Origin of the sequence: Halarchaeum sp. P4, assembly GCF_051195175.1 — an archaeon.
In the GTDB taxonomy this organism is placed as follows: Archaea; Halobacteriota; Halobacteria; order Halobacteriales; family Halobacteriaceae; genus Halarchaeum.
The window spans coordinates 213206-225414 of the sequence record NZ_JBNTKC010000004.1 but is presented as its reverse complement, the minus strand read 5'-3'; the positions used below and the strand labels follow the sequence as shown (position 1 = coordinate 225414).

The window sequence follows — 12209 nt, the reverse complement described above, 5'->3', positions numbered from 1 at the left end:
TTGAGCGACGCGTCGTGTCGTCGCCGACGTGCCGCCCGACGGGACAACAGGTATGGTTCCGTACCGCGTACGCCCGCGTATGTGTATCTACTGTGGCGCAGTCTACGACAACGGGTGGGGGCAACTCATCGAGTACGACGACCTCTATCAGGACGCCTACGCGGAGGTCGAATCGACGTCGACGCACGGCTTCCAGGAGTCGTGGGACGACCTGCAGGACGAACTCGACCTCTAGAGCGGGAACGGGTTGCGCTCGGCGGTTTCGCCTTCCTCGATGAGTAACTCGTCGAGTTCCGCGCGCAGACGGTCCTCCTCGAGGTCCTGCCCGATGAAGACGAGACGCGTCTGCCGGTCGTCGCCCTCGTCCCACTCGCCGATGGGGCCGGCCTGGACGGCGGTGCCGGCCTGACTGAACCCGATGACGTCCTCGACGCCGGCGACGTGGCAGAAGCCCTTCGCGCGGATGACCGTCGGGTCCGGGTCCTCGAGCCACGCCGCGAGGCGCTCGGGGTGGAAGGCGCGCTCGCTGCGGTAGACGAACGAGGCGACGTCGTGCTGTTCGGCGGCGCTCTCCCCGTCGTGTGCGTGACCGTGGTCGCCGTCGTCGGCGATGTGGCGCTTCCAGCCCTGCGAGCGCGACACCTCGGCGTAGTCGAAGCGGCCGGTGTCGAGGATTCTCCCGGGGTCGATTTCGGAGTGCGTGGTGCGCACGACGTCGGCACGCGGTTGGAGTTCGCGTACGACGGCTTCGACGTCCTCGAGGACGTCCGCGGGCACCATGTCGCACTTGTTGAGCAGGAGGACGTCGCAGAACTCAATGCCCTCGACGAGTACCTCGCTGAGGGGCCGGTCGTCGTCCGCGTCGGCACCCGTGGGGAGGCTCTCGCCGGCGTCGAACTCCTTCCAGAAGCCGTAGGTGTCGAGGACGGTGACCATCGTGTCGAGGCGGAAGTGCTCGGTGGGGTCGACGTCGCTCGCCTCGGACCCTTCTAGGAACACCTGTGCGACCGGGACGGGCTCGCTGATGCCCGAGGACTCGACGAGCAGGTAGTCGAAGTCGCGTTCCTCGGCAAGCCGTCGCGCCTCGGTGAGCAGGTCGTCCTGGAGGCGACAGCAGATACAGCCGTTCGAGAGGTCGACGACGCCCGTCTCCTCGTTTCGGTCGGCGACGAGTTCGGCGTCGACGTTGACGTCGCCCATGTCGTTGACGATGACCGCCACCTCGTACCCCTGCTGGTTCGCGAGGACGTGGTTGACCAGCGTCGTCTTCCCCGCGCCGAGGGTGCCGCTCACGACCGTCACCGGAATGGGCTCCGTCATCACGACTCGTGATTCGGCGCGGACCGCTAAAAGGTTCGCCCTCCGGTACGTCGGTCGGCCTGTACGCATGTCGCACTGGGCGGGCAGCCATACGCCACGCACCCCGTCGTCGCAGCAACCTGTGGCGGCACGTGCCCCGCTCGGGCGGCCGACTCACGTGGTTCTTTATATCCCTCGGCCGATTTGCGAGCCATGCAGACAGTCGTGCTCGCCGCGGGCCGCGGAACGCGGATGCGGCCGCTGACGGACCGCCAGTTGAAGCCGATGCTCCCCGTCGCGGGGCGGCCGCTCGTCGCGCACACCGTCGAGGCCGCCGCCGAAGCGGGGGCGTCCCGCGTCGTCCTCGTCGTGCAACCGGACGACGATTCGGTGAGCGAGTTCTTCGGCGAGGAGTACGCGGGCGTCGACCTCGACTACGCGACGCAGACCGAACAGCGCGGCACCGCGGACGCCGTCCGCGCGGCCGCGCCGAAACTCGCCGACGAGCCGTTCGTCGTGCTGAACGGCGACGCGCTCTACGACCACGACTCGCTGTCGGCGCTCTACGACGGCGCGCCTGCGGTCGGCGCCTACCGGGTCGCGGACCCGACGCAGTACGGCGTCCTCATCACGGACGACGCCGACAAGCGCGTCACCGGCGTCGTCGAGAAGCCCGCCGACCCGCCCTCGGACCTCGTGAACACGGGCGCGTACGCCCTCCCGGCGGCGGCGAAGGGATGGCTGGACGTCGGCGAGTCCGAGCGCGGCGAACTCGAGTTCACGGACGTGCTCGCGCGGGCCTGCGAGGAGTATTCGGTCGCGCCCGTCGCCTTCGAGCGCTGGCTGGACGTCGGGCGACCGTGGGAACTCCTCGAGGCGAACGAGTGGAAGCTCGGCGAACTCGACGGCCGAATCGACGGCGACGTCCACGACGACGCCGAACTCTCGGGAACGGTCGTGGTCGAGGAGGGCGCGACGGTGCGCTCGGGCGTCGTCATCAAGGGCCCGGCGTACATCGACGCGGGCGCGACAGTCGGGCCGAACGCCTACGTCCGGGGTGCGACCTACCTCGGGCCGGGCGGCAAAATCGGCCACGGCGTCGAGGTGAAGAACAGCGTGCTGATGGCGGACGCGCACGCGCCCCACCTGAACTACGTCGGGGACAGCGTGCTCGGCCGGGAGACGAACCTCGGCGCGGGCACGAAGGTCGCGAACCTCCGCCACGACGGCGCGGACGTGAAGATGCTCGTGAAGGGCGAGGTGACCGAGACGGGCCGGCGCAAACTCGGCGTGGTGCTGGGCGACGGCGCGAAGACGGGCATCAACACGAGCCTGAACGCCGGCGTGAAACTCCCGACGGAGGGCGCGACGCGTCCCGGCGAGACGGTCATGTTCGACCCGGACAGCGAGACGGGCAACTAGGCCCGCGACGCGCGGCACGGTCGTGCGGTGTCGTCATCGGCGGGCCGATGTGCCTCTCGACGGCGCTATAGGCCCATCGGGTAGAGGTCGGGCACTTTCTCGCGCTCGGGATGGACGTCGACGGGGTGGAGCGCGTCCGTCTCCTCGACGTGGAGGACGGCGTCGTAGCGTTCGCGGAGGTCGGTCGGAACGTAGTTCCCGGACTCGAGCGACGGCCGGTAGACGACGCCGATGGCGCGATGCCCCCGTGGGTCGGCGAGCGCGTCGCCCTCGTCGATGCGGTCCGTGAAGAGCAGCCGGTTCTCGCCGCCCGCGCGGTGGAAGACGTCCTCGTAGCTTCCCTCCTGAGCCTCGGGGACCGGCATCGTCTCGAGTTTCCGGCCCCATTCGTCGGCGGCGACGACTTCGCCGCGGTGGGTGCTGAAGCCGACGGCGGCGACGTCCTCGGCCGGGTTGCGTTCGCGGACGAGTTGGCCGATGTTGTGGCGGCCCCGTCGCTCCATGTCGGTGGCGCGCGCGTCGCCGACGTGGGTGTTGTGCGCCCAGACGACGGCGTTCGCGTCGTCGCCGTGGTGCTCGAGGAGGCGCTCGAGCGTGTCCGTCATGTGGCTGTCCCGGACGTTCCACGAGTTGCCGCTCCCGGCGAGCGAGCGGTAGTAGCTCTCGGCGTTCTTCGCGACGAGCGCGTTCTGCTCGGCGCTGAAGCGCTCGTCCGGGTGGTCGGCCTCGCCGTCGTGCAGTCGCTCCTCGCGGAGGTCAGTCAGCACCTCGACGACTTCGTCCTCGCAGGACTCGGGGGCGAGGCGGGTGGAGCGGCCGTACTCGCGCGCGTCGTCCCAGTAGGGCTCGAAGCACCGGTAGGCCTCGCGGGCGTGCTCAGCGGCGTCGGGGTCGACGTCCTCGAGGTAGTCGACGACGGCCTCCATCGACTCGTAGAGGCTGTAGACGTCGAGGCCGTAGAAGCCGACGTCGTCGTCCTCGAACTCGCGGTTGTGGAGGCGGAGCCACTCGAAGAACTCGACGGCCTCCCAGTTCGCCCACATCCACGTCGGCCACCGCGAGAACGCGTCGACGGCCGCCCGGACTGTCTCGGGGCCGTCGGGACGGCCCTTCACGAAGCGGTTGACGGTCTGGCAGCTCGGCCAGTCGCCCTCGACGGCGACGAAGTCGAAGTCGTGGTCGGCGATGAGGCGCGCGGTGAGGTGGGCGCGCCAGCGGTAGAACTCGGAGGTGCCGTGGGAGGCCTCGCCGAGCAGGACGACGCGACGGTCGCCGAGGTAGGTGAGGAGGTCCTCGAGGTCCGTCGGGCCGTCCACGGGCCGGGCGTACTCGCGGAACTCGTCGGCGGCGCGCTCGATTGCCCCGGGTTCCTGCCACCGGGTGCGACTCGTGAGCGGGGGCATACGGGAGTCGTCCGCCGGGAACGGAAAAGGGATGATGGCCGGAGGAGAACGGCCGACCCCCCTGCCGGTCGACGACGGCCGCGACGCGCCCTAGGCGATGGGGAGGCGGACGACGAACGCCGCGCCGCCGAGTGACGACTCGCCGATGTGCATCTCGCCGCCGTAGGAGGAGACGACGCGCTCACAAATGTTGAGGCCGACGCCCGTCCCGCCGCTCTCGTCCCCCTTCTCGCCGAGCTCGAAGACGGCGTCGCGGCGCTCCGGCTCGATACCGGGGCCGTTGTCGCCGACGGTCACGATGACGGCGTCACCGTCGCGTTCGGCGGAGACCCGGACGTGCGGGGCGTCCGCGTCGTTGTGCTCGACGGCGTTCGTCAGAAGGTTCTCGAAGACGTCCTCGAGCAGGTCGTCCGCGTAGACGGCGACGTCCGGCACCGGCGTCTCGACCTCGAAGGCGGCGCTCGGGTAGGCGTCGCGTGCCTCGCCCACCTGGCCCTTCAGCGTCGTCGCGAGCGGGACCGGCGCGAGGTCGTGGTCGTCGTCCTCGACGGCCTGCATCAGCGAGCGCATCGTCTGGATGCGCTCCTCCATGTCGGTGACGCGCTCGTGGACGGTGTCGAGGTAGCGGGCGCCGTCGTCGGTGACGTAGTCGTCGAGCAGGGTGGTGCGCGCGGTGATGACGTTCACGTCGTTCAGCAGGTCGTGGCGGAACGTCCGGTTGAGCAACTCGAGGCGCTCGCGCTGGTCGCGCAGTCGGTCTTCGCGTGCGAGGCGGCGTCGCGTCTCGCGCAGGTGCATGCCGAGCAGTTCGGCGGCGGTCACCTGCGACTCGCGGAACGACCCGGTCGCGAGACCGGCCTGCAGGACGGCGTCCTCGCCGATGGGGACGGTGAGGACGCGCCGGCCGTCCTCGGTCGTTCGCGTGAGCGCGCCGCCGTCCGTCGGGGCGGCGTCTGGTTGGACGCGCTCGATGGCGTCGGGGTCGACGGCACCGTGGGTGCCGCGACTCGCGACGACGTCACCGGCGACGACGACGCACGCCTCGTCGAACTCGACGGTCGAACGTAGGGCGTTCAGCGTCCGCTCGTAGGCGTCGCCCTCCTCGTCGACGGACGCGAGGTCGGAGGTGACCCGATGGAGGTGTTCGAGGCGCTCGCGCGCCGCCTGCTCGCGGGCGAGTTCCTTCTGCTCGGTGATGTCGGCGATGCGGACGTGGGCGCGCGTCTGCCGGTCGGAGTCGGCGTCGCTGTCGCGAATCGGCGTGACGCTCACGAGGTAGTCGTGGTCGCCGTCGGGGCCGCCCCACTCGTACTCGAGCGTCTCGATGGCGCTGGCGTTGATGCCGACGCCGCCGTCCGCGATTGCGCGCGGCGCGGCCTCGAGTACCTCCGCGATTCCGCCGTCGAAGCGTTCGAGGAACGCCTCGTTCGCCGTCTCGACGACTGGGTCGTCGGCGAGTCGGACGGTCGCGATGGGGTCGTCGGTGTTCTCGTAGAGTGCGGCGAGGCGGTCGCGTTCGCGTTCGAGCGCGTCGCGGGCGCGCCTGCTCCGGGCGCTGTAGACGCCGACGGCGAGCGCGACGTCCGCACTCAACACGACGCTGTCCATCGCGATGACGTAGGGCTTGATGTCGTTCTGGAGGACGACCTGGACGTAGAGAATCCACCCCATGACGGCGGCGTGGCCGACGACGACGACGAGCACCCAGCGCGCGGCGGCGGAGACGTACTCGTCCTCCCAGTCGCGCTGGTAGAGCCAGAGGCTCCCGACGAGGAGGCCGCCCGCGAGCGCGACGCCCACGCCGTTCTCGATGAGCGTCGTCCACAGCGGCTTGAACGGGCGATAGAGCCAGTCATCGAGGATGTCGAAGACCGGCGGCCCGAGGAGGACGAGGCCGAGGACGGCGACGACGAGGACGGACGCGCGTCGACGTATCGAAGATGTCAATATATGAGGTTGTGTCGCTCGCCGGAAAAAACTGATGGATAACCCTATTGTGGGTCCCGTGCGGTTCCAGCGGTATGGAACGACGGGAGTACTTCGGGACGAGCGGGATTCGCGAGCGCGTCGGCGAGGGCCTCACGGCCGACCTCGCGCTGAACGTCGGGCGCGCGCTCGCCGACGACGCCGACCGCGTGGTCGTCGGGCGCGACCCACGAGAGAGTGGGACGTTCCTGCTGGACGCGCTCGCCGCCGGCCTCGCGGAGTGCGGTTGTGAGGTCGTCGACCTCGGGCCGGCCGCGACGCCGACCGTCGCTCGCAGCGTCGCGTGGCGGGACGCGGACGCCGGCGTCTCCGTGACGGCCTCCCACAACCCCTCCGAGTACAACGGCCTCAAACTCTGGCAGCCCTCCGGGCAGGCGTTCGACACGCCGATGCAGGAGGAAATCGTCGAGCGCCTCGTCACCGAGGAGTTCGACTACGCGGCCTGGGACGAGACGGGCGGGCGCCGCGAGTGGCCGGGCGCGCGCGAGCGTCACGTCGCGGCCGTCGTGGACGCCGTCGACGTCGACCCCGCGGACGCCCCGTCGGTCGTCGTGGACCTCGGGAACGGCGCGGGCACCGCGTCCGTGGACGCCCTCGTCGAGTTGGGGTGTGATGTCGAGACGCTGAACGCCCAGCCGGACGGGCGCTTCCCCGGCCGGCCGAGCGAGCCGACGGCGGCGAACTGCGAGTCGCTCTGCGACCTCGTCGCGTCCTCGGACGCGGACCTCGGCCTCGCGCACGACGGCGACGCCGACCGCATGATGGCGGTGACGGGCGACGGCGCGTTCGTCGCCGGCGACGCCCTCCTCGCGGTGTTCGCGCAGGCGTTCGCCGGCGAGGGCGACACGGTGGCCGCGCCCGTCGACACCAGCCTCCTCGTGGACGACGCGCTCGCCGACGTCGGCGCGGACCTCGTTCACACCCGCGTCGGCGACGTCTACGTCGCCGAGCGCGCCGCCGAGGACGACGTCGTCTTCGGCGGCGAACCCAGTGGCGCGTGGATTTTCCCGGGCGAGACGCTCTGCCCGGACGGCCCGCTCGCCGCCGCGAAACTCGTCGAACTCGTCGCGAACGGCCCGGCCCTCGGCGAGCGTCTCGCCGCGCTCGACCGGTATCCGATTCGCCGCGACAGCCGCGAGGTCGCGGACAAGAGCGCGGTCATGGACCGCGTGCGCGACGCCGTCCACGACGCCTACGACGACGTGGACACGCTCGATGGCGTCCGCGTCGACCTCGGGGACGCGTGGTTCCTCCTCCGACCGAGCGGCACCGAACCCATCGTCCGGGTCACCGCCGAGGCGCGGAGTGAGGAGCGCGCCGACGAGGTGTTCGCGGAGGCGGAACAGCTACTCGACGAGGCGGTCTGACTAGGGCCGTTCGGCGACGCTCGCCGTCGGGTCGGTGGGTTGTGCGGTCGTCTCACTGCCGGCGTACATCCCGAAGAGCACGGCGTCCGAGGTGGCGATGAGCGGCCCGGAGACGAGCGTGCCGGCGGCGGCGCCGACGGAAAGCGCGCCTTGCAGCGCTTGGAGGGCTGCCTGCGAGTCGAGCGACGGGACGCCGCCGAGGAGCGCGAGGACGACGACGCTCGCGACGAGGACGTTGAGGAGCGTCGTGGCGGCCCAGACGCCGAAGACGGTCAGCGTGTGGCCCTTCGTCAACTCGAAACTCCGGCTGAGCGCCTCGAGCGGGCCGCTGTCCTCGAGCATCACGGACGCGGCGACGAGGCGGAGGCGGATCGCGAGGTAGAGTCCCGGGAGGACGAGGAAGACGATGCCGATGAGGATGACGAAGCCGGCGACGATGGCGGCGATGACGGCGAGCAGGAGGCGGACGCCGAGCGAGTTCGACGGCTCACCCTCGGTGTCCAACTGGAGCACGCCGGCGGCGAGGGTGATGGCGAACCCGAGGACAGCAGCGGAAAGCAGGTTGCCGATGGTGGTCGAGAGGCCGGTCACGAACGCGAGCACGACGTAGACGACGACGATACCGGGCGCGTCCGGGAGCACCGAGAGCGCGGTGCGGAGGACGCGGAGGGCGCCGGCGCTACGTCCGGGGAGGGGGTGTTTGTCTGGGGACACGCGTCGGCTATCGGACGCGACCGTGAAACGTCTAGGGGAGCGGAGAGACCGGCAGGGGGCTGGGGCAGCGGGGACGAGACGCGCGCCTCAGGCGTCTGCCTCGTCGATGCCGCGGTCGGCGATGCCGCGCCGGATTTCGGCGCCGCGCTCCCGAACTTGGTCGACGTGCCGTCGAATGACCTCGGGTTCGCGGCCGTAGTAGGACGCGACCCAGTGGATGTCCGTTCCGGGCTGGGTGAGGAGGTAGGCGGCGAGGGTGTCCCGACCCGCCTGAATGACGATGGGCGGGACGCCGCGCTCGCCGGTGCCGGCCTCCTGGAAGCCGTTGACGTCGAAGTAGACGTCGGCGTAGAGGCGCGCGAGGTCGGCGTCCTCGAAGGTGATGCCCTCGTGTTCGGGTGCCTCGAAGCGGTAGCGCGGGCCGTCCGCGCCCTCGCATTCGACGATGCGGACGCCGAGGACGTACTCTTCGACGACGCTGTGCTCGCTCGGTGAGTCAGTAGATAGCGACATAGTGGTGTGGTGGAGGGGTGGGGTGGTTAGGAGCCGATGCGGCGGCCGACGAGCACGCCGACGACGAGGAGCACGAGGCCGCCGAGCGCGGCGGGCACGAGGGCGCCGCCGAGTACGCCGTCGGACGAGGAGACGGCGTTCTGCGCGACGGACTGCTGTGCGTCGCTCTCGGTCGTGGTCGGCGCGGTGGCGTCGGCGCTCGTACTGCCGGCGTCCGTCGTGGCGTCCCCGGCTGGCGTGCTCGTTCGGAGCGACGGCTGGAACACGCTGCCGTTGTCGGTGTCGAACTGGACGGGTTCGACGGTGAGCGTGGTGTTCTCGGTCGCGCCGACGAGCGCGAGGCGCGCGAGCGTCACGTTCGTCGCGCCCGGCTGGACCTTCCCGTCGAGGTCGGCAGCCTCGAGGACGACGGTGCGGCCGTCCTCGCCGACGCGCGGGTCGGTCGTCAACCCGAACCGGTCCGGGTAGCTGGCGTTCGCGATGCGGGCGTTCGCCGACCCCTCGACGCTCACGCGGAGGTAGTAGCCGGCGAGCCCCTTCGGTGCGGCCGTCAGGACGACCGGGGCCGTCGTCTGGTTCGCCTGCGTCGACGCTGCGGTGTCGTCGAGCGCGACGTCCTGTTGGGCGGGCTGTGCGCCGACGGTGCCGACGGCGAACGCCGTCCCGACGACGGCGAGCGTCGCGAGCGCGACGGCGACGCGTCGGCCGGGGCGGTCAGTGGAGTCTGGGAGCATGGCGGTGTGTGGTCGTTCTGACGGCGGGTGGCTGGTGTGTCAGTTGACGCCTCGGTAGAGGTCGACGATGTCGTCGTAGTCGAGTTCGCCGTTCTCGTTGAAGTCGTAGGCGCCCTTGTTGAGCCGGACGCTCTCGGAGTCGAAGCTCTCGAAGAGCGCGTTGACGTCCTCGTAGTCCATCCGGCCGTTCCCGTTGACGTCCTCGTAGAGGCCGTCGCCGTCGTGGTCCTTGGGGGCGTTCGAGCCCGTGACGGCCGTTGGGCCGGTGACGAGGAGGCCGGCGCGTGCCTCCGTCTGGAGGGCCGAGCCGTTCTCGTCGTCGAAGCCGTGGACGGTCACCTCGAGGTCGGTGGTGCCGAAGCCGTCGCCGCGGACGGTGAGCGTCGCGAGCGTGACGTCGTGGCCGCCGCCCTGCACCTTCTCCTCGACGTCGGCGACCCGAATCGTCGCGCTGGAGCCGTCGTCGCTGACGCTGCGCTTGGTGAGGCCGAGCTCGTCCGGGAACTCGACGCCGGTGATGGTGCCGACGCTGCTGTTCGCGAGTTCGACGGTGATTTCGCCACCGGAGAAGCCGGTGGGGAGCGAGGACGCCGTCAGTTCGACGGTGCCCGTCGCGCCGCTGCGGACGGCGAGCGCCCCGGCGTCCACCACGACGTTCGGCTGGTAGACGTACATGCAGTCGTTCGGGTAGGAGCGCCCGAGCTGGTCGGCGTCCTCACAGCAGAGGACGCGGCCGTCGTCCATCACGTAGACGTTGTCAACGTTCACGACGGCGTCGTCGGAGACGGCTGCAGAGTCCGTGCTGTCCGGGCCGGTGACGACCGGTTCGAGCCGCGAGACGTTGAAGTTGCGTTCGAGTTCGGCGCGGTAGACGACGCCGCCGTCGACGCGCGCCATTCGGACGTCGCCCGTCTCGTTGGCGAGGTCGTCGTTGAACTCGGAGATGCCGAAGTAGACGAAGTCGCCGGGCTGGGCACCCTCGATGCTGTCGACCCCCTCGGCCTTGTTGAACTCGAGCGAGGCGCCGATTTCCTTCGCGGCGGCGCGCAGCTCGAGGAAGGGGACCTTGCGGAGGTCCTCGTCGACGCCGTCGGGGCCGCGCTTCTCGAACTGCTCGGCCCATTTGACGATTTCCTCGTCGGTGATGTAGTTCTGGTTCCCGTTCTCGATGACTTCCTTGTCGGCCTCCTCGATGGCGGCGTCGAGGTCTTCCTGCCAGTCGGTGTCGGCGTGAGTTTCGAGGTAGTCGACCTGGGTGACGTCGTCGTACTCGGCGATCCACGACGCGACCTCGCGGTTGGTGGCGTGACCGAGTTCGATCCACTCGACCTCGAGCGGGGTGGTCGCGGGGGAGTTGCGCTGGCCGGCCTCGGCGGCGTTCGCGGCGTCGTTCGTGATCTTCGGCGCGTAGATGGTGCCCGCGATGTCCATCGGGTCGTCGTAACTGTCGATGGGCCGGTCGGCGACGAACTTGTAGATGCCCTTGCTGTCCCCGTCGGAGCAGCCGTAGACGGTCTTGCGGTCGCTCTGGATGTCCGGGGACTCCCAGGCGGCACGCCCCATCACGTAGTACTTGATAGGCTGGGGGGTGTCGGCCTCGGGCTCACGGATGTCGACGTGGTAGCCGTAGCGGTACGGGTTCGGGTAGACGTCGCCGATCGGCTCGAGCGTGTTGCTGCCGGCGGCCTCGCTCCCACCGATGGAGTTGTCAGTGCTCGCGTCGAAGTCGCGCTGGTCGACCGGGTCGGCGCCGAGGTAGTAGGCGAGGAGTTCGAGCCCGGCGAGCGCCCAGTAGCCCTGGAGCGACCACCCCTCGACGTCGCTGTACTCGTTGTCGACGGCGTTCTGGATGCCCGTCGGGTCGGGACGGTTCCAGAACTCGCGGCCGCCGCGCAGGCCCTCGCCGGTGCCCTTCTCAACGATGTCGCCGACGGTGGCGGTGTAGGAGACGCGCGTGTGGCCGTACTCCTCCTCGGAGGAAATCATCGTCCCCCACGGACTGCGGTCGCCGTAGCAGTTGATGCGGGTGCCGCCGATGTCGCGGTAGGGCTGGGTGTTGGAGAGGTTGATGGCGTTCTCGAGGTCCGCGTTCCACTCGCCGCCCTCCTTGCTGATGGGGATGCGCGTGACGTTACCGGGGCTGGCCTCGAAGTTCGTGAAGAGGTAGCCCTCGGTGCCCTCCTCGTTCGTCGGGACGAACTGGTTGCAGTCCGGCGTGTGGCCCGCCTCGCTGTAGCGACTGCCGGCGAACTTGTCGATGTCCGTGCCGTCGGGCGTCGTCGGGACGCCGAGTTGCTCGCTCCCGCCGTTGATGGCGTCCTCCTGCGTCGCGAGGAACGTGTACTCGCCCTCGCCGACGCGGACGCGCCCCCGCTCGTCTTCCGTCTGCGGCGTCGACACCTCGCTGAAGTCGTCGTTGCTCCCGTCGAACGTGAAGTTGAAGCCCTTCACGTAGCCGATGCCGGCCTTCCCGTAGACGCCGGGGTTGTCCGTGCTCGGGTGCTGGTGGCTGAAGAGGAGCGTGCCGTCCTCGAAGACGAACGGGCCCGTCACCTCGGCGCCGAGCGACGTGGTCGCGAACCGCTTCAGCTCGCCTTCGACGCTCGGTGCGCCGGGGGTGTTCGTCTCGGAGACGTCCGCGCTCGCGACGCCACTCGCGCCAACGCTCGCGCCGAGCGCAGCCGCGACTGACGATGCCATGAGTTTGCGTCGGGTCAGGTCGACCATGCACGTGGAGGTTTCTCTTCCCCACTTAGTCTCTTTATATGAGG

Annotated in this window: 10 protein-coding genes; 3 read left to right on the top strand and 7 right to left on the bottom strand. The window is 70.0% G+C overall.

Annotated elements, in window-relative coordinates:
* The first annotated feature begins 79 nt into the window (after positions 1-79).
* Positions 80-235 (top strand): hypothetical protein, encoded by a 156-nt coding sequence (locus ACQUS8_RS14130; protein ID WP_435102223.1) that lies wholly within the window; start codon positions 80-82, stop codon positions 233-235.
* Here ACQUS8_RS14130 and ACQUS8_RS14125 read toward each other — a convergent pair.
* On the bottom strand, positions 232-1320 hold the full coding sequence (locus ACQUS8_RS14125; protein ID WP_435102221.1) for a CobW family GTP-binding protein: 1089 nt from the start codon (positions 1318-1320) through the stop codon (positions 232-234). The two genes, ACQUS8_RS14130 and ACQUS8_RS14125, sit on opposite strands and share 4 nt — an antisense overlap.
* Positions 1321-1512: 192 nt before the next feature.
* Here ACQUS8_RS14125 and glmU point away from each other — a divergent pair, with 192 nt between their 5' ends.
* Positions 1513-2721 (top strand): bifunctional sugar-1-phosphate nucleotidylyltransferase/acetyltransferase, encoded by a 1209-nt coding sequence (glmU, locus tag ACQUS8_RS14120; RefSeq protein WP_435102218.1) that lies wholly within the window; start codon positions 1513-1515, stop codon positions 2719-2721.
* Positions 2722-2786: 65 nt separating this feature from the next.
* Here the strand turns inward: glmU and ACQUS8_RS14115 are convergent, their stop codons facing one another.
* Positions 2787-4124, bottom strand: coding sequence for an erythromycin esterase family protein (locus ACQUS8_RS14115; protein ID WP_435102216.1), 1338 nt, complete (start codon positions 4122-4124; stop codon positions 2787-2789).
* Positions 4125-4214: 90 nt separating this feature from the next.
* Positions 4215-6071: an ATP-binding protein gene (locus tag ACQUS8_RS14110; RefSeq protein WP_435102214.1), complete on the bottom strand. Its 1857-nt coding sequence runs from the start codon at positions 6069-6071 to the stop codon at positions 4215-4217.
* Between the two features lie 74 nt (positions 6072-6145).
* Here ACQUS8_RS14110 and glmM point away from each other — a divergent pair, with 74 nt between their 5' ends.
* The gene (glmM, locus tag ACQUS8_RS14105; RefSeq protein WP_435102212.1) at positions 6146-7477 is read left to right on the top strand and encodes a phosphoglucosamine mutase; all 1332 of its coding nucleotides are present in this window, start codon (positions 6146-6148) and stop codon (positions 7475-7477) included.
* Here glmM and ACQUS8_RS14100 read toward each other — a convergent pair whose 3' ends face one another.
* The 4 genes from ACQUS8_RS14100 to ACQUS8_RS14085 all read right to left on the bottom strand — a co-directional run bounded on the left by ACQUS8_RS14100 (position 7478) and on the right by ACQUS8_RS14085 (position 12165).
* Positions 7478-8191 carry a hypothetical protein gene (locus ACQUS8_RS14100; protein WP_435102210.1) on the bottom strand — a complete coding sequence of 238 codons (714 nt, stop codon included), beginning with the start codon at positions 8189-8191 and terminating at the stop codon, positions 7478-7480.
* A gap of 87 nt (positions 8192-8278) precedes the next feature.
* Positions 8279-8704, bottom strand: a complete 426-nt coding sequence (locus ACQUS8_RS14095) for a hypothetical protein (protein ID WP_435102208.1) — start codon at positions 8702-8704, stop codon at positions 8279-8281.
* A gap of 26 nt (positions 8705-8730) precedes the next feature.
* Positions 8731-9438 (bottom strand): cell surface protein, encoded by a 708-nt coding sequence (locus ACQUS8_RS14090; protein WP_435102206.1) that lies wholly within the window; start codon positions 9436-9438, stop codon positions 8731-8733.
* 39 nt (positions 9439-9477) lie between these two features.
* Positions 9478-12165: an alkaline phosphatase PhoX gene (locus ACQUS8_RS14085; RefSeq protein ID WP_435102204.1), complete on the bottom strand. Its 2688-nt coding sequence runs from the start codon at positions 12163-12165 to the stop codon at positions 9478-9480.
* Positions 12166-12209: the final 44 nt, after the last annotated feature.